This is a genomic window from Anaeromyxobacter sp. Red801 (genome assembly GCF_049201065.2).
Classification (GTDB): Bacteria; Myxococcota; Myxococcia; order Myxococcales; family Anaeromyxobacteraceae; genus Anaeromyxobacter.
This window is the reverse complement of the sequence record NZ_CM181236.1, coordinates 3,284,228-3,307,962: the sequence shown is the minus strand read 5'-3', so window position 1 is coordinate 3,307,962 and position 23,735 is coordinate 3,284,228. Positions and strand designations below refer to the sequence as shown.

The window sequence follows — 23,735 nt, the reverse complement described above, 5'->3', positions numbered from 1 at the left end:
TCGCACGGGCACCCAGGGACGGGGACCGCGTCCGCCCGCCCGGCCGGCCGCCGCGGTCGATCCGCGCCCGCGGCCATGCCCGCGGCGTCGTCCACAGGGAGGGGCCCGGCCGGACGCAGGGGTGGCGAGGGCCCACCCGGGGCCACCGGCGGCCGGCTGCCCCGGGGCGCGGCGCGCGGTAGATTGGCGGGACCTCTCGATCACCAGGAGTCAAGCATGCGCAAGGCCGCTGCGGTCGCCGCCCTCCTCCTCGCCCTCCCCACCGGCGCGCTGGCGCGCGAGGTGGCCGGCGTCCAGCTGCAGGACACCGTCGAGGTCGGCGGGAAGCCGCTCACCCTGAACGGCGCCGGCATCCGCAAGAAGCTCTGGATCGAGGTCTACGTGGGGGCGCTCTACCTCGCGACCCCGTCCTCCGACGCGAACGCGATCCTCGCCGCCGACGAGCCGAAGCGCGTGCGGATGGTCTTCCGCCGCGACGTGGACCAGAAGTCCATCATGGGCGCGTTCCGCGAGGGCTTCGAGGCGAACTCCGGCGCCGAGGCGGCCACGCTCGTGCCGCAGCTCGACCGGATCGCGCCGGCCATCGGCGACGTGAAGAAGGGCGGCGAGATCACCGTGACGTACCTGCCCGGCACCGGGGCGGTGGTCACCGGGCCGAAGGGCACCGCCACGGTCGAGGGCAAGGCGTTCGCCGACGCGCTGTTCCGCAACTGGCTCGGCAAGAAGCCCGCCGACGACGACCTGAAGCGCCGCATGCTCGGGAAGAAGTAGCGGGGACGGCCATGGGCGCGCCCGCGGTCGCGTTCGAGCCGTTCACCGAGGACCACCAGGCGTTCCGCCGGACGGTCCGCGCGTTCGTGGAGCAGGAGCTCGCGCCGCACGGGCGCGAGTGGGACGAGGCGGGGAGCTTCCCGCGCGCGCTGTTCCGGCGCTTCGGCGAGCTGGGCCTGTTCGGCATCCGGCAGCCGCCGGACGTGGGCGGCTCGGGCCTCGACTGGTGGTACGTGGTCGCCTACGCGGAGGAGCTGGCGCGCTGCCGCAACGCCGGGCTGGCCGTCTCCATGCTGGTGCACGGGGAGATGGCCATCCCGGTGATCGGCGAGCTGGGCACCGAGGCGCAGCGCCGCGAGTTCCTCGCCCCGGCGGTCCGCGGCGAGCGGGTGGCCGCGCTGGCCGTCTCCGAGCCGGACGCCGGCTCGGACGTGGCCGCCATCCGCACCACCGCGCGGCGCGACGGCGGCGACCTCGTGGTGAACGGCTCGAAGATGTGGATCACGAACGGCGCCCGGGCCGACTTCCTCACCCTGGCGGTGCGCACCGGCGAGGCCGGCCACGGCGGGCTCTCGCTGCTCCTGTTCCCCACCGACACGAAGGGCTTCCAGGTCTCGCGCACGCTGGAGAAGGTGGGGCTGCCCTCGTCGGACACCGCGGTGCTGTTCTTCGAGGACTGCCGCGTGCCGGCGGCGAACCTGCTCGGCGAGCAGGACCAGGGCTTCTACCACGTGATGGCGAACTTCCAGGGCGAGCGGCTGGTCGCGGCGGTCCAGGCCGTGGCCGGGATGCAGCTCATGCTGGAGGACGCGATCCGCTACGGCGGCGAGCGCAGCGCGTTCGGGCGGCCGGTCGGGAAGTTCCAGGCCTGGCGGCACCGGCTCGCGGATCACCTCACGTCGGTGGAGGCGGCGCGCTGGCTCACCTACCGGGCGGCCGACCTGCTGGCCCGGGGCGAGCCGGCGGTGCGCGAGATCTCGATGGCGAAGCTGTTCGCCTGCGAGCTGGCCCAGCGGGTGGCCTACGACTGCATGCAGCTCCACGGCGGCATGGGCTACGTGCTGGAGAGCGACATCGCCCGCGCCTGGCGCGACGTGCGGGCCATGACCATCGCCGGGGGCACCTCGGAGATCATGCGCGAGCTGGTGTCGCGCGCGGCGGGGCTGTGACGCGGCCGGCGGCGGGGCGGGGGAGGGCGGGATGACCGACGCGCGCGTGGTGCTGGTGACCGCGCCCGACGCGGACGCGGCGGCGCGGCTGGCGCGGGCGCTGGTCGAGGAGCGGCTCGCGGCCTGCGGCAACGTGGTGCCGGCGATCCGGTCGATCTACCGGTGGGAGGGGAGCGTCCACGACGAGGGCGAGGCGCTCCTCGTGCTCAAGACCCGCGCCGCGCGCGTGGACGCGCTCCGCGCGCGCGTGCTCGAGCTGCACCCGTACCAGGTGCCGGAGGTGCTGGTCCTGCCGGTCGAGGCGGGGAGCGAGGCCTACCTCGCCTGGATCGCGGCCGAGACGGCGTGAGCGCCCGCTCCGCCTCCCGCTCACCCCGAGCGTAGGCGGCCCGCAGGGCCGCCGGAGTCGAAGGGTCGCGCTACTTCTTCCGGAACAGCGCCTCGAGCGCGTCGCGGGGATCCTCGGCGGGCCTCGGCGCGTCGCCGAACAGCGCGCCGAGCGCGTTGCGCGCGGCGTCGGCGCGGCCGGTGCGCCGGCGCGAGGCGCCGTCGCCGAGCTGGAACAGGTCGCAGGCGTTCGAGGCGTCCTTCTCCACGATGTGGTCGGCGTGGGGCTCCCGGCACTGGTGCGCCGCGGACTCGTCGTAGTGGCGGCAGTTCATGCAGGTGTGCAGATCCGCGTCGCACTCGGCGCAGGTAGACCGGCGTCCCACGGGTCCGTCGATGCGCAGCGTCGCCCCGCAGCCGTAGCAGGTGGTCGCCATCGAGGTATCATAGCCGGACCCCCGGGCCCCCTGCATGCGGAAGCCCATACCCTACGGCCGGTTCCTCCTCCTCGACCGCATCGCGGTCGGCGGCATGGCCGAGGTGTACGTCGCGATCCGCCGCGGCGAGCCGGCCGGGCGCCTGTACGCGCTGAAGCGGATCCTCCCGACGCTCGCCGAGGACGCCGAGTTCATCACGATGTTCCTCGACGAGGCGCGCCTGGTCGTCCAGCTCGACCACCCCGCCATCGTCCCCATCCACGAGCTGGGGATGCACGGCGAGGGCTACTACATCGCGATGGACTACCTGCCCGGCAAGGACCTGCGGGCGCTCCTCGACCGGCTGCGCGCGCGCGGCGAGCCGATGCCGGTGCCGCTCGCGGCCCACGTGGCGGCGCGGGTGGCCGACGCGCTCGACCACGCGCACCGCAAGCGCGACGCGCTCGGCACGCCGCTGCGCGTGGTCCACCGCGACGTCTCGCCCGCGAACGTGCTGCTCGGCTTCGACGGCTCGGTGCGGATCATCGACTTCGGGATCGCCCAGGCGGCGATGCGCACGCGCCGCCAGGACACCGTGCTGCGGGGCAAGTTCGGCTACATGAGCCCGGAGATGGTGCGCGGCCAGCCGGTGGATCACCGCTCCGACGTGTTCTCGCTGGGCGTGGTGCTGCACGAGATGCTCACCGGCGCCCGGCTGTTCAGCGGGAAGTCCGAGCTCTCGGTGCTGGAGCGGGTGCGCCGCGCCGAGGTGCCGCCGCCGTCGCGGGCGCGCCCCGGGCTGCCGCCCGAGCTGGACGCCCTCGTGCTGCGCGCGCTGGCGCGCGACCCGGCACAGCGCTTCGAGTGGGCCAGCGACCTGCGCGACGCGCTGCTCCCGTTCACGCACGGCGTGCGGCCCGACGAGCCCCCCGGCGACCCGCCGGCGCTGGCGCGGATCATGGCGACCTCGTTCCCCGGCGAGCTGCGGGCCGAGCTGGACCGGCTCGAGAAGCTGCGCGCCGCGCCGGCCCCGGTGCGCGAGCCGTCGCCCGCCGAGCGCACCCAGGTCATCGCGGTCCGCCCCGAGGAGCCGCCGGCCCCCGGGGGCGGCGCGGACGGCGCCGACGGCGGGCTCGCGGCGCCCCCGTTCTTCCGCCTGCCCGAGGCGCTCGCCGCGCCGGCCCCGTCCCGCCCGGCGCTCGTGACCGGGCGCACCGCGGCCGCGGCGGGGTTCGGCGCGCTGGTGGCGGTCGCCGCGGTGCTGGCGTTCACCGGCCCGCGCCGGCCGCAGGCCCCCGGCGCGCCCGCGGCGGCGGCGCCCGCCGTCCCCGCGGCCGCCCCGGCCGTCCCGGCGCCGCCCGGCACCGGCCCGGCCCTGGGGCGCACCGCGCCGGGCCGGCCGGCCACCGGGCGGCTCTCGGTGCAGGCGCGCGTGGCGGCCACGCTGGTCCTGGACGGCGAGGCGCAGCGCCCGCCGCTCGGGGCGGGCGAGGTGCGCACGCTGGAGGTGACGGTGGGGCGCCACCGGGTCGAGTTCCGCACCGAGGACGGCTTCCGCGCCGGCGCGACCGTGGACGTGCGCGCGGGCGAGACCGCGGAGCTGCTCGGGGTGGCGCTGGAGTAGCGGCGATCAGGCGCGCGCGCCGGCGAGGTCCAGGTCCTCGAGGTGCGGCGGGCTCTCGGCCAGGTCGGCGGAGAGCACCGCCACCGTCTCGACGTCGAGCCGGATGCGCTCCCAGTCCTCCGGCGGCACCGAGACGAACGCGTCCACCACGCGCGGGTCGAACTGCGTCCCGCGGCAGCGGAGGATCTCCTCGCGCGCCTCCGCGAACGGGCGCGAGCGCCGGTAGGGCCGGTCGCTGGTGATGGCGTCGAGCGTGTCCACCACGTGGAAGATGCGCGCCCCGATGACGATCCCCTCGCCGACCAGCCCGGAGGGATAGCCGCTGCCGTCCCACTTCTCCTGGTGCTGCAGCACGATGGCCGAGGCGGGCCGCAGGTAGTCCACCCGCTGCAGGAGCGCCCACCCGAGCTCGGGGTGGCGCTTCATCTCGGTCCACTCCTCGCCGGTGAGCGGCCCGGGCTTCAGCAGCACGCGGTCGCGCACGCCGATCTTGCCGATGTCGTGCAGCAGCGCGCCGTGCTCGATGACGGTGAGCTCCGGCTCGTCCATGCCGAGCTGCCGGGCCAGGCGGCGCGCGTAGAGCGAGACGCGCCGCGAGTGCCACTGGGTCTCGGCGTCGCGGTAGTCGAGCGCGGCGATGAGCCCCTCCAGCAGCGCCTGCGTGCGCTGCTGCACCATCTGCTCGAGCCGGGTGTTGATCTCCTTCAGCTGCCCGTTCTGCCGGTGCACCTCGGCGGTGAGCCGCTCGTTCTCGATGCGCAGGCGCGCCGCCTCGGCGGCCTGGCTCACGGTCGTGAGCAGCTCCTGCTGGTGCCACGGCTTCGAGATGATCCGGAAGACCTCGCCCGCGTTCACCGCCTGGAGCGCCACGCGGAAGTCCTCGGCGGCGGTGCACAGGATGCGGACCGCGGCGGGGAAGCGGGCGCGGGCCGCCTTGAGGAAGGCGACCCCGTCCATGCTCGGCATCATGTAGTCGGAGATCACCACCACCGGGGCGTCCGCCTCGATGGCCTCGAGCGCGTCGGCCGGCCGCAGGAAGCAGCGGGTCTCGTAGCCGGACAGCTCCAGCACGCGCGAGAGCGCCTTCAGGATCAGCTCGTCGTCGTCGACGATGAAGACCCGGTCCGCGTTCATCGCGCGAGTAGAGCAGGGCGGGGCGGGCGGGGCAAGGCGCTGATCCATGGGGGCCGATTCTATCGACCGGGATCGGCGGCCGCACGGCCCGGCGTGTGCGTGCACCGGGGGTGAGGGAGCAGGCGGGCGTGTGGCGCGCCGCCCCCGCGGAGCGTGCCCGGGCGGCACGCCTCACGGGCCTTGCGCGGCAAAGCCGCGCCCGCGGGGACGTCGCGCGAGCCCGCGAAGGCGGGCGCGCGAGGTCACGGGCCCCGCGCAGCAGGGTGGGGCCCCGCGGACCCTTCGACGGGCTCAGGGTCCGCGGGGCGGGGCGCAGCCCCGTTCAGAAGCTCTGCAGGAACTCGTCGTTCGAGTCGAACTCGGAGAGCTTCTTGAGCAGCCGCTCCATGGCCTCGACCGGCTTCAGCGAGGCGAGCGCGCCGCGGAGGCGCCGCACCTTCTCGATGTCCTTCGACGAGAAGAGCTTCTCCTCCTTGCGGGTGCCGGACGCGCCGATGTCGATGGCCGGGAAGATGCGCCGCTCGGCGAGCTGCCGCGAGAGCACCACCTCCATGTTGCCGGTGCCCTTGAACTCCTCAAAGATCACCTCGTCCATGCGCGAGCCGGTGTCGATGAGCGCGGTCGCGATGATGGTGAGCGAGCCGCCCTCCTCGGCCTTGCGCGCCGAGCCGAACAGCCGCTTCGGGCGCTCCAGCGCGCGCGAGTCCACGCCGCCGGTGAGCGTGCGGCCGGAGGACTCGACCTCCTTGTTGTAGGCGCGCGAGAGGCGGGTGATCGAGTCGAGCAGGATCACCACGTCCTTGCCGCCCTCCACCAGCCGCTTGGAGCGCTCCAGCACCATCTCGGCGACGTGGATGTGCTCCTCCGTCGGCCGGTCGTTGGACGAGCCGATCACCTCGCCCTTGATGTTCCGCTTCATGTCGGTGACCTCCTCGGGACGCTCGTCCACGAGGAGCACCGTGAGGTGCACGTCCGGGCGGTTCGCGGTGATGGCCTGCGCGATCCGCTGCAGCATGATGGTCTTGCCGGCCTTCGGCGGCGAGGTGATGAGGCCGCGGGCGCCCAGGCCGATGGGCGAGATGAGGTCGAGGACCCGCCCGATCAGCTCGTCGGAGCGGGTCTCCATCACCAGGCGCTCGGTGGGGTCGGTGGCGGTGAGGTTCTGGAAGTGCGTGCGCCGCACCACCGCCATCGGATCGGTGCCCTCCAGCGTGTCGATCCGCGAGAGCACCCGCTTCATGTTGCGGACGGTGGCGACGCCCTTGACCAGCATGCCCGGCTGCAGGTGGGTGCGGTCGATGAGCCAGCGCGGGACCTCGACGTCGAACGGCTGGGGCAGGTAGCTGCGCTTCGCCTCCCGCAGCCAGCCGTTGCCCTTGCCCTCGAACTGCAGCACGCCCTCGACCTCCTCGGTCGCCTCGGGCTGCGCGGCCGGGGCGGGCTGGCCCTGCGGCGCGGTCCCGTTCGCGGGGGCCGGCGCGCCGGGCTGTCCGCCGGCGCCCATCGGCGCGGGGGCGCCGCCCGGCGCCTGCGGCTGTCCGCCGCGGCCCCGGCGTCCCCGGCGGCGGCGGCGGCGCCGGCCCCCCTGGCCGGGCGCGCCGCCCGGGGCCGGGGTCCGCCGTCGGCGGCGTCCGCCGAGGCGGCGGGCTGGCTCTGGCTGCTGGTGGACTGCGGGGCCCCGCCTTCACCCGGGGTCGGGGTCTGCTCATGCTCGTTCATGCTGTCGTCTGCTCCGACCGCGGGGCGTTGCTCGCCCCCCAGCGGTCTCTACGTCGCGTCTGGAACGGCGCCGTTCGCGGGCTCGGAAGGATTCGTCGTTCCGCGAACCGCCTGCCCCCGGTCCCGTCGCTGGCGCGCCGCGCGGTCATCGCGCGGCGGCGGCTCGTCTTCGTGGTGCCAGGAGCCGGTCGACCGGGGGTCGGTCACCCCGCCGCCTCGAAACGTAGGTCGCTCGCAGAGGGGGGACAAGGCAATCCATAGCAAAAAAGATCCTGGAGCGAAAGCCCTCACGAAGCCCGGTAGGGTCCCGTGATCACGGGCCCGCCTCCGGGGCCACCCACTCCTCCGGGATCGCGAGCACCGGCCCGATCTCGGCCAGGAGCGCCAGCGCGGACAGCTCGGGGAACGCGCGCGCGAGCCCGGCGAGCGGCGGCTCGGGCGCCGCCGTCAGCGCGCGGCCGGCCACGCGCGCGAGGGCGCCGCCGCCGTCCGCCCGCCGCACCTCCACCACGTCGTCCGGCGCGAGCCCCGCCCGCTCGCGCGCCAGCCGGATGGCGTCGGCCAGCGTGCCGATGCGATCGACGAGCCGGCGCTCCAGCGCCTGCTGCCCGGTCCACACGCGCCCGCCGGCGACCGCCTCGACCTCGGCCGCGGTGAGCCGCCGCCCCTCGGCCACGCGGGCCACGAACTGGCGGTAGAAGGCCGAGATCTGCTTCTCGAGCACCGCGCGCTCGGCGGCGGTCCAGGGCTTCAGCACCGAGACCAGCCGGGCGTTCTCGCCGCGCTGGTAGGCCTCCGGGTGGATCGAGAGCTTCGCGAGCAGGCCGGACAGGTCGGGCTTCGCCGCGAACACGCCGATCGAGCCGGTGAGCGTCGAGGGCTCGGCCAGGATCGCGTCGGCGCCGACCGCCACCAGGTACCCGCCGCTCGCCGCCAGGTCGCCCATCGAGGCGATCACCGGCTTGCCCTTGCGCCGCGCCCGCACCGCCTCGCGCCAGATGAGGTCGGAGGCGAGCCCGTCGCCGCCGCCGGACTCGATCCGGAGCACGATGGCGCGGACCGCGGCGTCGTCGGCGGCGCGGTGGAGCTCGGCGGCGATGGTCTCGGCGCCCGCCACGCCGTCGCCGCCGATCGGGTCGGGGCGGCTCCGGCCGCGCGCGATGATCCCCTCCACGCGCACCACCTGGATCACCGCGGGCCGGCCCCAGCGCTGCGCGAGCCGCTCCGGCTCGGGGCGGTACGCGCCGCGCTCGAACAGCCGGCGGCCGGCGACGGCGCGCCCCCACTTCTCGAGCTCGTCGGGCCAGGCCACCGCGTCCAGCAGCCCTGCCTCCTTCGCCTCCTCGGCGCCGAACAGCCCCTGGTCCACCAGCGCGCGCACGCGCTCCGGGGCCAGGTGCCGCGCCTCGGCGACCTGCGCCACGAAGCGCCCGAACACGTCGTCCAGGACCGCGTCGGTGGCCTCGCGGGCCTCGGGCGAGGGCGCGTCGCGCACCAGCGGCTCGGCGGCGCTCTTGTACGCGCCGGCCTTCACCACGTCGAACGCGATCCCGAGCCGCGCCAGCCCGGCGCGCAGGAAGAGCTGGGAGGTGGAGATGCCGTTCACGATGAGCGGCGCCCCGGGCGGCGCGGCGATGGCGGTGGCGCCGGTGGCGAGCCAGTACTCGCGGGTCCCGCCGCCCTCCAGGTACGCGAGCACCGGCTTCCGCGCGCGGATCGCGGCGAGCAGCGCGCGCAGCTCCTCGACGCGGCCGCCGCCCAGCGGCAGGCCGCCGATGCGCACCAGCAGCGCCCCGACCTCGGGGTCGTCGCGCGCCGCCTCCAGCCGCGTCACCAGCGTGCCGTAGGGATCGCGGTCGCCCACGTCGAACACGAGCACGCGGCGCCGCCGGAGCTCGCGGTCCACGTCCACCGTCGGCATCACGATGCCCGGCCCGCCGGAGCGGTAGCGCTCCTGCGAGAGCCGCGCGCCGCCCAGCCACCCGCCGCGCCCGCCCACGCCGGCCCCCGCGAACGTGACGCCGGAGTGCGGCGCGTTCCAGGTGACCGACACGAGCCCGAGCGGATCGCCGGCGTCGCCGGGGAGGTCGCGCAGCGGGAGCTGCACCTGGACCCCGAGCGCCACGCCGCGCCACAGCTCGGCGGCGGCGCCGAACGCGAGGTGGTCGGAGCGGAACGCGTCGCGCGCCTCGTCGTCGGCGAGCAGGTCGGCGGAGAGCGTGAGGCGGTCGCGCCAGAGCCGGGTCGCGAGCCCGAGGTCGTAGCGGACCGGGACGTCCGCGCCGCCCAGCCGCGCGTCGCGGCCCAGCATGGCGGCGCCGACGGAGAGCCAGCGGGCGGGCCGGAGCGTCAGCCCGAGGTCCCACCCGCCCGCCTGGTCGAGCGCGTCGTTCCGCGAGGAGATCCAGGTCCAGGCGACGCCCAGCGAGAGCGCGCGGCCGTCGCCGAGCGTGAGCCCGAGCCGGCTGCGCCGCCAGCGCTCGGCGCCCGCGTCGAGGCCGGGCCGGAGCCACTCCACCGAGTAGCCCAGCCCGAGCGGCCCGAAGCGATCGCCCGCGTACAGGCCGTCGCCGCGCGCGCCGGGCCGCAGCCCGGACTCGTGGAAGTACTGGAGCCCCAGGCCGCCCAGGAACCCGATCGCCGCCGGGTTGGTGGACAGGTCGGCGGGCTCCTCCGCGGCGGCGGCGCCCAGCGAGGGCACCGCCAGGCCCGCCGGCAGGCCCTGCACACGGTCGGTGACGGCGGAGAGCTGCGCGCGGGCGGCGGCGGGGGCGGCGAGCGCGAGCGCCAGCGCCGCGAGGTTCACGAACCGTGTCATGGTGGCTCCGGCGCGGATTCTACCGGAGCCGGCCGCGGCGCGGGGCCGGCGCCGCGGGCGCCGCGACGCACGGCCCCAAGCGGTCACTCCTCGTTGCCGGCGTCCTCGACCGCGCGGAGGTGCTCCTCCGCCAGCGGGACCAGGTTGCCGGCGCGGTACTCGCGGAACACCTGCAGGAGCTGCTCCTTGTGCGGGCGCACCTTGCCGAGCGGGCACGCCTCCCACTCCTTCACCGGCTCGTCGCAGTACCCCATGCGCTTGTCGCCGCACTTCGGCTGCAGGTACCCGCCGATCTCCGGGACGGCCTTCATCACCTCGCGCCGCATGAGCGCCACCATGTGGCGGATCTCCCACTGCGCGCGCCAGCACAGCCGCAGGTCGGCGATGTGCAGCAGCTCGGTGAAGTTCACCATCACCTGGAAGTTGGTGGGCGTGGCGTTCGGGAGGACGAAGCGCGCGTCCTCGGCCGGGATGCCCTTCGCGAGCGCGTCCTCGTAGACGCGGGTGATCTCGCGCATGAGCCGGTCGTACTCGTCCGCCATCCCGGCGACCTTCTGCCAGGTCTTCGGCATGACGTAGTCGAGCCGCTCCTCCTTGTACTTCACGTACCGCTGCGACTGCTGCTCGAAGCTGATGCCGATGCGGTGGCGGACGAACTGGTGCGAGAGCGCGCGCGAGACGCCGGAGATGCCGAACCAGAACACCACCTGCTCGAGCGGCGAGGCGTGGCCGGTCTTGAGCCGCTCGCCGATGAAGTCGCGGATCCGGTCGGCGGAGATGGAGCCGTCGCGGATCTCGCCCCAGACCTCGCCGGGCGTCTTCGGCGTGTAGCAGGTGCGGTACGCGCCGTAGAGCTTCTGCAGCGGGTCGCGCGCGTAGTCGATGAGGGTGACCTCGAGCGGCATGGATCGGCTCCGGGGAAGGGCGCGCATCTTACGACGAACCCACGACAGCCGGGAGGGGCGCCCCGCCCCGTGCTAAGGGTGGCGCATGCCAGCCCCCAAGCCCGCCGCCGACTCGCGCGTCGAGGTCACGCATCTCGTGATGCCGTTCGACGCGAACACGCTCGGCACCGCGTTCGGCGGCACCGTCATGCAGTGGACCGACCTGGCCGCGGCCATGGCCGCCATGCGGCACGCGCGCGTCCCGGTCGTGACGGCCTCCATCGACCAGCTCTCCTTCCTCGCGCCGATCCGCATCGGCCAGATGGCCATCCTGCACGCGCAGGTGAACGCGGTGTTCGGGACCTCGATGGAGGTCGGCGTCGAGGTGCAGACCGAGGACCCGCTCACCGGCGAGCGGAAGAAGTGCTGCGACGCGTTCCTCACGTTCGTCTCGCTCGGGTCCGACGGCCAACCCACCCGGGCCCCGCCGCTGCGGACCGACACCGACGAGGAGCGCCGGCGCGAGCGCGAGGCGCGCGAGCGCCGCGCGGCGCGGCTGGCCGCGCGGACGCCGCGCGCGCCGTGACGGGCGGGCGGCGTTTCGCTTGAGGGCCAGGCACCGCGGGGCCATATTGCCGCGTCCGGGCGGCGTCCGCCGCCCCGCTCCCTCAGGAGGCCGACGTGCGCCGCATCCTCTCCTTCGCCGCCCTCATCGCCCTCGCCGCCTGCCGCACCGCGCCGACGGCGCCGCCCTCGGCGGCGGCCGCCGCGGCCACGCCGCTCCCGCCGCTCGACGAGGCCGCGCTCGATCGCTCGGCCGACGCCTGCCAGGACTTCTACCAGTTCGCCTGCGGCGGCTGGATGGCGCGCACCGAGATCCCCGCCGATCGCTCGGTGTGGAGCCGCGGGTTCGCCGAGCTGGACGAGCGCAACACCGTCCAGCTCCGCCGCATCCTCGAGGCCGCGGCGGCCGGGCGCGCCGACCCGGCCGACGCGTTCTCGGGGAAGGTGGGCGACTACTTCGGCTCCTGCATGGACGAGGGGGGCATCGAGGCGCGCGGCCTGGCCGACCTGAAGGCGGGGTGGGCGCGCATCGACGCGATCGCGGATCGGCCGGCGCTCGCGGCCGAGCTGGCGCGCCTGCACGGCGCCGGGATGGCCGCGCCGTTCGGGCTGCTCGCCGACCAGGACGCGAAGGACGCGACCCAGGTGATCCTGATCGTGAACCAGGGCGGGCTCTCGCTGCCGGATCGCGAGTACTACCTGTCCGACGCCGGCAAGAACCCGGAGATCCGCCGGGCGTGGGCCGCCCACCTGCGGAAGATGCTCGGCCTGGCCGGCCTGCCGCCGGCGCAGGCCGAGGCGGGCGCCGCCGCGGTCGAGCGGTTCGAGACCGCGCTGGCGCGCACGCACTGGACCCGCGCCGAGCTGCGCGACCCCTCGCGCGTCTACAACCGCGTGGACCGCGCCGGCCTCGCGCGGCTCGCGCCGGACTTCCCCTGGGCCCGCTTCTTCGCCGACCTCGGCCAGCCCGGGCTCGACGCGGTGAGCGTGACCACGCCGGCGTTCGTGGCCGAGGTCGGCAAGCAGTTCGCGTCGGCCCCGCTCGACGCCTGGAAGGCCTACCTCCGCTGGCACCTGCTCGACGACATGGCCGCGTTCCGCGCGGTGCCGGCGGCGCTGGTCCAGGAGCGCTTCGCGTTCCAGAGCGCGAGCTTCTCCGGCGCGAAGGAGCTCGCGCCGCGCTGGAAGCACTGCGTGGGCGTGACGGACGAGGCGCTCGGGTTCGCGGTCGGGCAGGCGTACGTCCGCCGCCACTTCGGCGCGGAGGGGAAGGACCGGACCACGCGCCTGGTGGCCGAGATCGAGAAGGCCATGGAGGCCGACCTGGGCTCGCTCTCGTGGATGGACGCGCCCACGCGCGAGCGCGCCCGCGAGAAGCTCGCCCGCGTGGTCAACAAGGTCGGCTACCCGGACGCCTGGCGCGACTACGGGACGCTGCGCGTGGACCGCGGCTCGTTCTTCGCGAACGTGCTCGCGGCGGGCCGGTTCGAGACGAACCGGCAGCTCGCCAAGATCGGCAAGCCGGTGGACCGCGGCGAGTGGTTCATGAGCCCGCCCACCGTGAACGCCTACTACAACGCGTCGATGAACGAGATGGTGTTCCCGGCCGGCATCCTGCAGCCGCCCTTCTTCAACCGCGAGGCGCCCGAGACCGTGAACTACGGCGCCATCGGGATGGTGGTGGGGCACGAGCTGACGCACGGGTTCGACGACGAGGGTCGCCAGTACGACGCGCTCGGGAACCTGCGCGACTGGTGGACGCCGGCGGTGGGGGCCGAGTTCGACCGGCGCGCCGCGTGCCTGGTGAAGCAGTACGGCGCCTACGAGGCGCTGCCGGGCGTGCACCTCGACGGCAAGCTCACGCTGGGCGAGAACATCGCCGACCTGGGCGGGCTGAAGCTCGCGTTCGCGGCCATGCAGGCGGCCCGGCGCGCGCAGCCGGGGGTCGATCGCCCCGTGCTCGGCTTCACGCCGGAGCAGCAGTTCTTCGTGGGCTACGCCCAGTCCTGGTGCTCGAAGTACCGCGAGCAGGAGGCGCGCCGGCGCGCGGTGGTGGACTCGCACTCGCCGCCGCGGTTCCGCGTGAACGGGCCGCTCTCGAACCTGCCGGACTTCGCGCGCGCGTTCGCCTGCGCGGAGGGGACGCCCATGGCCCGGCCCGCGGCGGAGCGCTGCGAGATCTGGTGATCAGGCCGCGCCGCGCAGGCGCAGGAACAGGGCCGCGGCGTCGTACAGGCTGAGCCGCGCGGCGCCGGCCTCGAGCACCACGCCCACCGGCAGCGGCACGGGCTCGCGCCCGATCCGCATGCCCGCGAGGCGCGTGCCGTTCGACGAGCCCACGTCGGCGACGCGCCAGCGGGCCTCGCCGTCGCGCACCAGCTCGAGGTGCGCGCGCGAGAGGGTCGGGTCGTCGATGACGATGTCGTTCCCGGCGGCGCGGCCCACCCGCAGCGGCGCGCCGTCGGCGCTCGGCTCCAGCACGATGGCGATGGGCTCCTTCGCCGTCGCGGCGAAGCGCACCTCCTCGGTGCGCAGCGTCTCGCGCCGGCGCGAGGGCGGCCGCCACGGGCCCGCCTCCCAGACCAGCCAGTCCTGCGGGTGCTCGCGCACGAACGCCCGCAGGTCGGCGTCGCGGTACTGGCGCGCGAGCCACGTGAGCAGGTAGCCCCTCAACGCTTCCCCCCGGCCGGCCCGAGACGGAGGCCGTCACCCGGAGCAAACCAGAACTCGCACCCAGTGTCGATGCGGGTCTCCGCGTACCCCGTGCGGTGCTCAGCCGCGGATCCCCGCCAGCACGACCGCGGGGAGATCGCGCCAGCGGCCGCGCGTCTCGAGCCGGACCAGGCTGCGGCCGAGCGCGTCGGTGGTCGCGTGGCTGGGGAAGTACGGCGGCTTCGGGAACGTCCGCGCCGGATGCCAGACGACGACCTTCTCCACGCCCTCCAGCATGACCGTGTTGTGCACGAAGCCGCGCCCGCTCTGCACGTCCTCGAGCGTCGAGCCCGGGAACGCGCCCCAGGGCGCGGTGCCGAGGCCGTAGCCGTAGCCGGCCCAGGTGTTCACCGCGACCGTGCCGTAGCGGAGGCGCCGGACGGCGCGCTGGACCGCGGCGTTCAGCGCCGGGTCGGCGAGGGTGCGGGGGTGGACGACGATGTGCGCCGCGAGCGTCCCCCAGAGGCGGTCGTTCGAGAACGCCACGGCCTGCTCCAGGAAGTCCACCGGGTCCTCGGAGCCGATCGTGGTCTCGGACAGGATCGAGCAGAACGGCTCGGTGACGAAGGCCGGGTCCTCCGAGCCGGAGTCGAGCCCGGTCACGAGCGTCCACGGCAGCGCGTCCTCGCCCTGGCCCACCTTGCGCACCGAGGGGCGCCCCTCGGTGAGCGCGCGGTAGCGCTCGGCCGCGCCGGGGTACCAGGCCCGGCGCGCCGGCGACAGCGCCATGAAGTGCTCGACCGCGGCCAGGAACGCGTCGCGCCGCCGCCAGCCGCCCGGGAGCACGAGCAGCTTGGCCGCGTTGCAGTTGAACGAGGCGTTGTACGTCACCATCCCGGCGACGCTCTCCGCCTGGAAGCGCAGCGTGGCGGCGTCCCAGGGGCCCGGCACCACCAGCACCGGCGAGACGTTGCCGAGTTCGCTCGTGATCTCCTTCCCGAGCAGCGGCGTGCCGCTGGCGCGCCGCGCGTCGCGCTCGGCCCCGGGCGGCCCCCACACGATGACGTCGTGCGTCCGGTCCGAGCCGGTGATGTGCACCTCGTCCACGCCGGGGTGGTGCGCGAGGTAGCCGCCCACGTCGGCGCCGCCGTACACGACGGCGAGCACGTTCCGGGCGATGGCGGCCGAGAACGCGTCCTCGAGGATGGGCCCGAGGTAGGCGTTCACCGGGTTCATCTTGAGGACGCAGACCTTGCCCTCGTTGAACAGCTTCCCGGCCACGTCCACCGCCGGGATCGAGTTGATGTTCCCGGCGCCGAGCACCAGGCACACCTTGCCCTGGTGGTCGGGCGCCTTGTGGAACCGGGCGCGCGTCTCGTGCAGCCGCTCCTCGGTCATGCCCTCGACGAGGTGCGCCTCGGCGCGGACGCCCGCCAGGAGCAGCGCGTCCTGCCGCGTGAGCGGGAAGACCTGCACCGACAGGCGGCCGTCCACCGTCTCGGTGAGCTTGCCCACCGGCGTGTTGCCGTTGCGGGCGAGCAGCTTCAGCGAGCGCTCGAGCTGGCGCAGGATGCGCGCCGTCACGTAGGGGCCGGAGAGCCACTCCTCGCCGGCCTGCGGCGCGTCGGCGGGGAGCCCCTTCGCCGCGCAGGCCGCTTCCACGGCGCGGGCCGCGGTGCGGCCCACGCCGTCCAGCATGGCGCGCGCGAGCGCGGCCCGGTCGCCGAGCGAGGCCGCGGCCCAGCCGGGCGCGGCCTGGCGCAGGCGGGCGACGGCCTCGTCGAGCGCTCGGGGTTCGGTCGGGACGGGCGCGGCGGCGGCGGGCATCGAGGCTCCCATGGCGGCAGCGTACGCGAGATCCGGTGCCGCGCGCCCGTGCTCCGTGGGGCCCCGCCGGCGGCTGGCGCCGCGCGCCGCGGGCCCCGGCCTCAGGCCGGCTCGGCGCGGCGCAGGGTGGCGAGCGTGACCTCCGGGCTCGCGTTCACGCGCACCCGGATGCCCGACATGCCGATCCCGCGGTTCACGTACAGCTGAACGGCGCCGAGCTGGTAGCGGCCGCGCACGTACGGCTCGCGGGCCACGCTGGCGAGGAACAGCGGCGTGATGATGGGGATGTTGATCTGCCCCCCGTGCGTGTGGCCGGAGAGGCAGACCATGGGGCGGTCGAGGTGCCGCAGCTTGTCCGCGGTGCGCGGGCCGTGCGCGAGCACCAGCGGCGCGGCCCCCGGCGGCAGGCCCTTCACGGCGCGTTGCACGTCGTCGCGCCGGGTGAGGTGGTCGCCGACGCCGACCACGTGCAGCGGCGCGCCGCGCAGCCGGATCGAGGTCCACCCGTTCTCCAGCACCTCGTACCCGTGCCCCTTCAGCGCGCCGGCCGCGCCGTCGGGATCCACCCAGACGTCGTGGTTCCCGAGCACCGCGATGGTGGGGGCCACCAGGCCGCCGAGCAGGTCGCGCATGGCGGCGAGCTCGCGCCGGCTGTGCGAGAGGTAGTCGCCGGTCAGCACCACCAGGTCGGGCGCGAACGCGTTCGCGTCCTCGATGGCGGCGCGGACCGTGGCGGCGGGCGTGCGCGGGCCGACGTGGAGGTCGGAGAGCTGCGCCACGCGCAGGCCGTCGTGGGCGGGGTCGAGGCCGGGCACCTCGAACGTCACCGGGTCGGTGTCGGGGAGCCGGGGCTCGGCGGCGCGCGAGGCGGCGGGCACCAGGCCGGCCGCCCCGGCCGCGCCCAGCAACGCCGCACCCTTCAGGAACTGCCGCCGTCCGAACGAATCCATCGAGCCCGCTCCTCCCGCCTTGGCGGCCCCATGCCGCGCCGCGTGAAGGTAGGAACCTCCCGCCGGCGGAAGCGATTCCACGCCCGGGCACCGCCGCCACGCCGAGGGTCCCGCCTCGGAGCGACGCGCCGGCCCGGCCGGATGTTCAACGCCCCGGCCGCTCAGCGCTTTCGGGCGGCGACCTTGCGGAGGTGCGCGAGCACCACCTCGTCCACGGTGCCGTCCTTGCGGGTGCGGCCCTCCAGGTTCTCCCACCCCTGGAAGTCCTCCAGGGCCTGCTGGCTGGCCGCGTCCCAGGCGCCGGTCGGCGCGGCCGGCGGCTTCAGGAACCCGAGCCGCAGGAGCAGGCCCTGCACCTCGCGCGCGACCTTCGCGTCGAGCGGGACCGCCCGCAGCGTCTCGCCGAAGTAGAACTGGTGCACGTCGCGGTAGAGCCGGGTGAGCTCGGCGATGGGCTGCGGGTGGTCGTCCACGCGCAGGTCCACCCAGACGTCGCCGGAGCCGCCGTACCCGCCGCCCGGCTTCACCACCAGCAACGCCGCGCTCTCCTGGCCGCGCCGGTCGCCGCCCGCCGCCTGCCCGGCCGCGAGCGCCGCGAGGAGCCGCTCGGCGAGCGGCTTGCCCGCGTCGCGCGCCGCCTGGTAGGCGCGGGCCATCGCCTCCGGGACCGCGCGCCCGGCGAGGATGTTCCCCTGCACCGAGAACCCCGGGCCGGTGACGTGGCTGGCGTGGTCGAAGCACCGCGCGCCGGTGTACGCGGCGGCGTTCCCCTTCGCGTCCACCAGCCCGATCTGCCGGTCGGCGGCCTGCGGGTCCGCCGCCACCAGCCGCTTCACCACCTCCTCCGCCGGCACGCCCGCGGCGAGCAGCCGCAGCGCCTCCGCGCGCCAGGCCTCGTTCGCGAGCGCCTGCGTCGCCACGCCGCCGACGCCGGCGCGCGCGGCCGGGACGAGCGCGCCCACCGCAGGGAACTTGGACTGCACCGCCACGCCGATCTGGCCGGTGGCCGGATCGGCGGCGACGATGCTGAAGGTGCCGAGCGCGAGCGCGAGCAGGGGAGCGATCACCGTGACCTCCGGGGTTGACGCGCCGACCGGCGGGGCCGAAGGTAGCGCTCCTCGGGACGCCGGGCGGGAGGGAACGTGGCGAGCATCCTCGACAGGGCGCCGGACTTCAAGCTGCGGGCGGTGCGCGGGCGGGGCGAGCCGGTGGAGGTCTCGCTGTCCGCGCTGGCCGGCCGCTGGGGCGTGCTGCTGTTCTACCCGCGCGACTTCACCGCGGTCTGCCCGACCGAGGTGCTGGAGCTCTCGAAGCGCATGCCGGAGCTGCGCGCGCTCGGCGCCGAGGCGATCGGCATCTCGGTGGACGACCTCGACACGCACCGCAGGTGGATCGAGGAGAAGCTGGGCGAGGTGGCGTTCCCGCTCGCGGCCGATCCGGACCGGGCGGTGTCGCGCGCGTACGGCGCCCTGCTGGAGCGGGAGGGGGTGGCGGCGCGGGCCACCTTCGTCGTGGATCCGGAGGGCGTGGTGCAGTACGCCGCGTTCCACAACCTCAGGGTGGGCCGGTCGATCTCTGAGATCGTCCGCGTGCTCGAGGCGCTCGAGACGGGCGAGAAGGCGCCGGCCGAGTGGAGGCCGGGCGCGCCGACGCTGGGACGTTGAGCCGCGGCGCCCGCGACGAGGCGGGGAGGGACGGGCCGGGGATCGGGGTGTCGGGCGGGGCCGGGGCTAGCGGCCGCCGAGCAGCGCGGCCGGCGGGACGCCGAGGGCCTTCGCCATCTTCTCGATGGTCTCGAGCGGCGGCGAGCGCTGCCCGCGCTCCAGCATCGAGACGTACGACACGGAGATCCCGACCTTGTCGGCCAGCGCCTTCTGCGAGAGGTTCTTCTTCGAGCGGAGGCGCCGCACGTTGCCGGCAAAGCGCGTCAGGAGATCCATGGCGCGACAGTTAGCAAAGGGGTCCCACAGCAGCAGCGTCCTTTTCGGGTCTGTCCCCGGTCGTTCTCGACCCACAGTGATGGCCCCAGCGCCCGGCCGTGAACATGATCAGCCTCCGATCCCCCACGGGAAGGAGCAGCGGATGGCGAAGGCGATCTGGAAGGTCGAGGTCGGCGACGAGGCGCCCGACTTCGAGCTGATGGCGACGGGCGACACCGCGGGCAAGGGCGCCGCTCGACGGAAGGTGAAGCTCTCGGAATACCGCGGGAAGAAGAACGTGGTGCTGGCGTTCTACCCGGCCGCGTTCACCCCGGTCTGAACGGTGCAGATGCCCTCGTACGAGGAGGATCTCTCCGAGTTCGAGCGGCGCAATGCCCAGGTCCTGGGCATCTCCACCGACCAGGTGTTCACCAACGAGGCGTGGGCGAAGTCGATGGGCGGCCTGTCGTACCCGCTGCTCTCGGATCACTGGCCCCACGGCCAGGTGTGCTCGGCGTACGGCGTGCTGCGCGGCGACTCCGGCCAGGCCGAGCGCGCCATCTTCGTGATCGACCGGCAGGGCAAGGTCGCCTACGTGGACATCCACGACATCGGCGAGCAGCCCCCCACCGACAAGATCATGCAGGCGCTCGACAAGCTGAAGTAGCCGAGGAGGACCGCCATGGCGGACGAAGCCGCGCCCAGGCCGCTCGAGCTGTCCCGCTACTGCGTGCCGTTCACGCCGTTCGCCGGCAGGCTGGAGGAGGCGACGATCTGCCTCGTCTCCACCGCGGCGGTGCGGCTCGCCTCCGACCGTCCGTTCGACACCGGCGGCGACACCACCTGGCGCGCCATCCCCGGCGACGCCGAGGCGAAGGACCTCCGCTACGACGACACGCACTACGACCACGCCTGCGTGGACGCGGACCTGAACTGCGTGTTCCCCATCGACCGCGTCCGCGAGCTGGCGCGGGACGGGCGGGTGGGCGGGCTCACCGCCCGGCACTTCTCGCTCGGCTACAGCCAGGCGCTGCGCGAGCTGCGCGAGCGGACCATCCCGGCGCTGGTCCGGGAGATCGACCGCGAGCGGCCGGGCGCGGTGCTGCTCACCGGCGGCTGACGGCTGTGCCACCGCACGGTGGTCACCGTGCAGCGCAGCATCGAGCTGGTGGGCATCCCGACGGTGGTGATCACGGTCGAGCCGGAGGAGACGCTGCAGGCGAGGCCGCCGCGGGCGCTGTGCCCGCGCGGCTTCGTCGCCGGCCACTCGCTGGGCCGGGCCGGCGACGCCGCGCTGCAGAAGTGGATCCTGACCGACGCGCTCGCGCTGCTCACCGCGGAGCCGCGCCCGGGCCAGGTGGTCGTGCGCGACTACGCGTGAAGGCGCCCCGCCCCGCCCCGCGCGCCGGCGCGGGACGGGGACGCGCCCGTCACGGGCCCGCGTACACCGTCACGCCGCCCGGCCCGTACTTCTGGCTGGGCCCGTGCGCGAGGTACACCATGCGCGGCGACGCCCACCGGTCGATCTGGATGCTGCGCACGGGGTTCCACGCCATCCGCGGCGCGCCCTGCGGCACCGTCCCCGAGGCCAGCCACGCGCCGTCCTTGTAGCGCCCGAAGCCGCCCCACCCGAAGCCGACCCAGATCGACCCGTCCGACGGATCGCAGGCGATGGCGCTGGCCTGGTTGCCGGTGCCGGCGGGCAGGTCGATGCGCTGCACCGAGAACGCGTTCGCCGGATCGCTCACGGTCTTCGCCCGGTCGATGGTCACGCGCGCGATGCCCTTGCCCGCCGAGGCGACCCACAGCGTCCCGTCGTCGCAGAACGTCAGCCCGGAGACGTTGTCCCAGTACGTGTCGTCCGCCGGATCGCCGCCGAAGAACGTCGCGTGCGGCGTCGGCGGCGCCATGCTGCCCCACCAGCCGTTCCAGCTCGGGCGGTTCATGGTCGCGTAGTCGGGCAGGCTCGCGGTCCGGACCTCGTTCGAGAACCAGGGCACGTTCGCGATCGGGTCGAGCGCGAGGCCGGTGGACTCGCCGGTGAGGAAGCGGCCGTCGCTGCCGGTGATGGCGGGGTGCTCGTGCTCGAAGACGGCGAAGCTGTCGGCGAACGCCGCGTCGCCCTTGATGTAGTCGAGCCAGCCGCGCTGCTCCGGGTGGGCCGCCAGGATCGAGAGCACCGCGTGCGAGGAGCCGAGGTAGACGTCGCCCTGCGAGAGCGGGCGGCCGGCGTCGTGGTTCACCACGATCCGGTGCACCACCCGGCCCTTGCCGCGCCTCCCGGACACCCAGGTCGAGTCGGACCAGGTCTCGCCGCAGACGGTGTTCCACGGGACCTGGGGGTAGTTGCTGTTGTCCCAGTGCTCGCAGACGACGCCCGGCGGCGAGGCGATGAACACGTGGCGCTGCAGCGTCACCCGCGTCCCGTCGAACGCCACCACGTCGGCGCCGCCCGAGCGCCGCGCCCACTCCGCGTCGTAGTCGTAGTCCGAGCCCACGCCGCGGTAGCCCACCACCGCCGCGCCCGCGGCCGCGCCCGCCACCGAGATGATGGGGCAGACGGCGGCCGGGCTCTGCGGCGCCGCGACCGCGATCTCCGCCGGGTCGTGGCAGCTCGCGGTGAGGCCGGCCGCGGCCGGGTCCACCCGGACGAAGTCGCGGTCGTCGCGGCGCTTCACGAACAGCGCCGCCCCGCCCGCCACGTACACGTTCCCGCCCTCGTCCGCCGAGGCGTCGCTCACGTCCGCGGTGAGCCCCTGCGCCTCGCCGTAGAAGGTGAACCCGCCCACCGCGGCGGGCGGCTCGACCGGCGGCGGCGGGGGCGGCGGAGGCGGAGGGCACGGGAGCGCCGGACAGCCCGGCGCGACCGGGCAGGTGCCGTCGCAGACCGGGGTCGGGTCGGACGGCTTCGGCTTGGACGAGCCGGACCCGCACGCCGTCAGCGCGGCCAGCGCCGCGCCCGCCACCAGCCCCACCGCCAGCCAGAACCCTCGCATGCCCCGCCCTCGCTCCCGCGGCCCGGCGGCCGCTCGTGTGCGCCGGGAAAGCTGGGCCCCGCGGTGAAACGGGCCAAGCCGCGCTCGCGGGGAGGCCCCCTCTGCCGCCCTCGCCCCTGCCGGACGGCGGCGGGCTCGCCCCGCCCCGCGGGCCGTGCCAGAATCCGCCGGTGCTCCAGGGCGATCTCGCCACCTTCCCGCTCCCGGACCTGTTCCAGTGGCTCGACCAGGGCCGCCGCGACGGCGTGCTCGAGATCGACTCGGGCGACGGCGCGCGCTTCTGGCTCCAGGTGCAGGACCGCCGCATCCGGGCGGCCGCCCGCCCGCCCGCCGAGCACGTGGGCCTCGGGACGCTCGCCGGCTGGCACCACGCCGAGCCGCCGGAGGCGCTCTGGCCGGAGGCCTGCGCCGACCGGATCGTGGACCTGTTCCTGGCGCCGCCCGGCGGCCGCTTCGCGCTGGTGGACGGCGCGGCCGGGTTCGAGGACGGCGTCCCGCTCGACCTCTCCATCGGGCAGATGACGCTGGAGGGGCTGCGCCGGCTGGACGAGTGGCCCGACCTCGACCGGCGCTATCCGTCCGAGTCGGCGCTGCTCTGCGCCGACGGCGCCGGCGCGCCGCGCACGCCGGGGCAGCGCGCGCTGCTGGAGGCGGCGCGGCGCCGGGTGTCGATCGCCGAGGCGCGCCTCGCGCTCCACCTCTCGCGCCCCGCCACGCTCCGCCGCATCGAGGCGCTCCGGGAGCTCGGGCTGGCCCACGTGGAGGGCGTGGCCGCGCACGCCGACCCGGTCTCGTCGCTCATCGACAAGGCGCAGCTGCTCGTCGGCGAGCGGCAGTTCGACGAGGCGGCCATCGTGTTCCGCAGCCTGCTCGCCGCCGATCCGTCGGATCGCCGGGTGCGCGCGCTGCTGCGCGAGGCCGAGCGCGAGCAGGTGGCGGCGCTGTACGAGGAGCTGTCGCCGATGGCGGTCCCGGTGCTGCTCGGCGGCCCCGCCTCGCTGGAGTCGCCCGCGGGCCGCCGGCTCGGGAACATCGACCGCGAGGTCGCCTCGCGCGTGAACGGCGCGTGGGACGTGGCCAGCGTCGCCCTGTCCTGCCCCCTGCGCGAGGTCGAGACCCTCAAGTCGCTCCGGAAGCTCGTCCGGCTCGGGCTGGTGGACCTGCGCGACGGCGCCGCGCCACCCGCGCGCGGGCTGCGGCGCGGCGGCCCCGGCTCGGCGTAGGAACCCGCGTGGGCGACGCAGGCCGGTGACACGCGCGTGACGCGGGCGGACTAATCCTGTTCCGGAGGGAGAGGTCCATGGAACGGGTGATCGACCCCGCGGTGCGCCCCGGGAAGCCGCTGCTGCGCGGCGTCTCGCACGAGATCGCCGCCTCGCTGTCGCTCGCCGCCTGGGTGGCGATGGCGCTCACGGCCCCGCCGGGCCGCGCCAGCGTCGCCGCCCACGTGTACGGCGCGTCGCTGTTCACGCTGTTCGCCGTGAGCGCGCTCTACCACCGGCCCATGTGGTCGCCGCGGCCGCGCCTGCTGATGCGGCGCCTCGACCACTCCGCCATCTTCCTGCTCATCGCCGGCACCTACACGCCCATGTGCCTGCTGCTGGGCGAGCGGGGCACGCCGGTGCTGGCGCTGGTGTGGACCGGCGCGGTGCTCGGCATCTTCCGCGCGGTGCTCTGGCCGCAGGCGCCGCGCTGGCTCAGCGCGGCCCTGTACGTGCTGCTCGGCTGGCTCATCCTGCCGCTCCTGCCGGCCGTGGCGCAGGCGGCCGGCGCGGGCGGGCTGGTGCTGCTCGGGCTCGGCGGCCTGGTGTACAGCCTCGGCGCGGTGGTCTACGCCACCAAGCGGCCCAACCCGTTCCCGGGCGTGTTCGGGTACCACGAGGTCTTCCACGCGATGGTGATCGCGGCGGCCGCGCTCCACTTCGCGGTGGTGGTGAGCGCGCTGCGCCGGATCGGCTGAGGCGC

The 23,735-nt window shown here is 75.3% G+C and carries 22 protein-coding genes; 11 read left to right on the top strand and 11 right to left on the bottom strand.

Translation table 11 applies throughout. From position 1 onward, the window contains the following. Positions 1-216: 216 nt before the first annotated feature. From ACOQFB_RS15230 to cutA, 3 genes are read left to right on the top strand one after another with little or no spacing between them, the layout of a single operon-like run. On the top strand, positions 217-771 hold the full coding sequence (locus tag ACOQFB_RS15230; RefSeq protein WP_421609314.1) for a chalcone isomerase family protein: 555 nt from the start codon (positions 217-219) through the stop codon (positions 769-771). A gap of 11 nt (positions 772-782) precedes the next feature. Then, on the top strand, positions 783-1,940 hold the full coding sequence (locus tag ACOQFB_RS15225) for an acyl-CoA dehydrogenase family protein (protein WP_059439425.1): 1,158 nt from the start codon (positions 783-785) through the stop codon (positions 1,938-1,940). Positions 1,941-1,971: 31 nt separating this feature from the next. Further along, positions 1,972-2,289, top strand: coding sequence for a divalent-cation tolerance protein CutA (cutA, locus tag ACOQFB_RS15220; RefSeq protein ID WP_011420190.1), 318 nt, complete (start codon positions 1,972-1,974; stop codon positions 2,287-2,289). A 70-nt stretch (positions 2,290-2,359) separates the two neighbouring features. Here cutA and ACOQFB_RS15215 read toward each other — a convergent pair whose 3' ends face one another. Then, positions 2,360-2,704: a hypothetical protein gene (locus ACOQFB_RS15215; RefSeq protein ID WP_059439426.1), complete on the bottom strand. Its 345-nt coding sequence runs from the start codon at positions 2,702-2,704 to the stop codon at positions 2,360-2,362. 34 nt (positions 2,705-2,738) lie between these two features. On the opposite strand from ACOQFB_RS15215, the gene ACOQFB_RS15210 reads away from it, so the two are divergent. After that, positions 2,739-4,307, top strand: a complete 1,569-nt coding sequence (locus ACOQFB_RS15210; RefSeq protein ID WP_421609313.1) for a serine/threonine-protein kinase — start codon at positions 2,739-2,741, stop codon at positions 4,305-4,307. Positions 4,308-4,313: 6 nt separating this feature from the next. Here ACOQFB_RS15210 and ACOQFB_RS15205 read toward each other — a convergent pair whose 3' ends face one another. From ACOQFB_RS15205 to thyX, 4 genes are all read right to left on the bottom strand, one after another. Beyond that, positions 4,314-5,489, bottom strand: a complete 1,176-nt coding sequence (locus ACOQFB_RS15205) for an HD domain-containing phosphohydrolase (protein ID WP_237758211.1) — start codon at positions 5,487-5,489, stop codon at positions 4,314-4,316. 274 nt (positions 5,490-5,763) lie between these two features. After that, positions 5,764-6,945, bottom strand: coding sequence for a transcription termination factor Rho (gene rho / locus ACOQFB_RS15200; RefSeq protein WP_011420194.1), 1,182 nt, complete (start codon positions 6,943-6,945; stop codon positions 5,764-5,766). Between the two features lie 528 nt (positions 6,946-7,473). Next, positions 7,474-9,978 carry a signal peptide peptidase SppA gene (gene sppA, locus ACOQFB_RS15195; protein ID WP_421609311.1) on the bottom strand — a complete coding sequence of 835 codons (2,505 nt, stop codon included), beginning with the start codon at positions 9,976-9,978 and terminating at the stop codon, positions 7,474-7,476. Positions 9,979-10,061: 83 nt separating this feature from the next. Beyond that, positions 10,062-10,883: an FAD-dependent thymidylate synthase gene (gene thyX / locus ACOQFB_RS15190; protein WP_041453355.1), complete on the bottom strand. Its 822-nt coding sequence runs from the start codon at positions 10,881-10,883 to the stop codon at positions 10,062-10,064. Between the two features lie 85 nt (positions 10,884-10,968). Between thyX and ACOQFB_RS15185 the strand changes: the two genes are divergently transcribed. Both ACOQFB_RS15185 and ACOQFB_RS15180 read left to right on the top strand, forming a co-directional pair. Further along, entirely contained in the window at positions 10,969-11,448 is a 480-nt protein-coding gene (locus tag ACOQFB_RS15185; RefSeq protein ID WP_059437642.1) for an acyl-CoA thioesterase, read from the top strand. Between the two features lie 95 nt (positions 11,449-11,543). Beyond that, positions 11,544-13,613: a M13 family metallopeptidase gene (locus ACOQFB_RS15180; protein WP_059437643.1), complete on the top strand. Its 2,070-nt coding sequence runs from the start codon at positions 11,544-11,546 to the stop codon at positions 13,611-13,613. On the opposite strand, the gene ACOQFB_RS15175 is transcribed toward ACOQFB_RS15180, so the two are convergent. The 4 genes from ACOQFB_RS15175 to ACOQFB_RS15160 form a co-directional block, all read right to left on the bottom strand. After that, positions 13,614-14,099 carry an FHA domain-containing protein gene (locus ACOQFB_RS15175; protein WP_059437644.1) on the bottom strand — a complete coding sequence of 162 codons (486 nt, stop codon included), beginning with the start codon at positions 14,097-14,099 and terminating at the stop codon, positions 13,614-13,616. Positions 14,100-14,198: 99 nt separating this feature from the next. Then, complete coding sequence (locus ACOQFB_RS15170; protein ID WP_237757919.1) at positions 14,199-15,917, bottom strand: aldehyde dehydrogenase family protein; 1,719 nt, start codon at positions 15,915-15,917, stop codon at positions 14,199-14,201. 89 nt (positions 15,918-16,006) lie between these two features. Beyond that, on the bottom strand, positions 16,007-16,855 hold the full coding sequence (locus tag ACOQFB_RS15165; RefSeq protein ID WP_059437645.1) for a metallophosphoesterase: 849 nt from the start codon (positions 16,853-16,855) through the stop codon (positions 16,007-16,009). A gap of 161 nt (positions 16,856-17,016) precedes the next feature. Continuing rightward, the gene (locus tag ACOQFB_RS15160; RefSeq protein WP_059437646.1) at positions 17,017-17,922 is read right to left on the bottom strand and encodes a DUF1028 domain-containing protein; all 906 of its coding nucleotides are present in this window, start codon (positions 17,920-17,922) and stop codon (positions 17,017-17,019) included. Positions 17,923-17,997: 75 nt separating this feature from the next. Between ACOQFB_RS15160 and ACOQFB_RS15155 the strand changes: the two genes are divergently transcribed. Continuing rightward, positions 17,998-18,519, top strand: coding sequence for a peroxiredoxin (locus tag ACOQFB_RS15155; protein ID WP_059437647.1), 522 nt, complete (start codon positions 17,998-18,000; stop codon positions 18,517-18,519). Positions 18,520-18,585: 66 nt separating this feature from the next. Here the strand turns inward: ACOQFB_RS15155 and ACOQFB_RS15150 are convergent, their stop codons facing one another. After that, positions 18,586-18,795: a helix-turn-helix domain-containing protein gene (locus ACOQFB_RS15150; protein WP_011420204.1), complete on the bottom strand. Its 210-nt coding sequence runs from the start codon at positions 18,793-18,795 to the stop codon at positions 18,586-18,588. 142 nt (positions 18,796-18,937) lie between these two features. Here ACOQFB_RS15150 and ACOQFB_RS15145 point away from each other — a divergent pair, with 142 nt between their 5' ends. Then, positions 18,938-19,441 (top strand): peroxiredoxin, encoded by a 504-nt coding sequence (locus tag ACOQFB_RS15145; RefSeq protein WP_237757920.1) that lies wholly within the window; start codon positions 18,938-18,940, stop codon positions 19,439-19,441. A 15-nt stretch (positions 19,442-19,456) separates the two neighbouring features. Continuing rightward, on the top strand, positions 19,457-20,155 hold the full coding sequence (locus ACOQFB_RS15140) for a selenoprotein B (protein ID WP_272946350.1): 699 nt from the start codon (positions 19,457-19,459) through the stop codon (positions 20,153-20,155). A gap of 49 nt (positions 20,156-20,204) precedes the next feature. Here the strand turns inward: ACOQFB_RS15140 and ACOQFB_RS15135 are convergent, their stop codons facing one another. Continuing rightward, complete coding sequence (locus ACOQFB_RS15135) at positions 20,205-21,770, bottom strand: hypothetical protein (protein ID WP_059437651.1); 1,566 nt, start codon at positions 21,768-21,770, stop codon at positions 20,205-20,207. Between the two features lie 170 nt (positions 21,771-21,940). Here ACOQFB_RS15135 and ACOQFB_RS15130 point away from each other — a divergent pair, with 170 nt between their 5' ends. Together ACOQFB_RS15130 and trhA are read left to right on the top strand one after the other, a co-directional pair. Further along, on the top strand, positions 21,941-22,993 hold the full coding sequence (locus ACOQFB_RS15130) for a DUF4388 domain-containing protein (RefSeq protein ID WP_421609310.1): 1,053 nt from the start codon (positions 21,941-21,943) through the stop codon (positions 22,991-22,993). Positions 22,994-23,070: 77 nt separating this feature from the next. Beyond that, entirely contained in the window at positions 23,071-23,730 is a 660-nt protein-coding gene (trhA, locus tag ACOQFB_RS15125) for a PAQR family membrane homeostasis protein TrhA (protein ID WP_421609309.1), read from the top strand. The last annotated feature ends 5 nt before the right edge of the window (positions 23,731-23,735 follow it).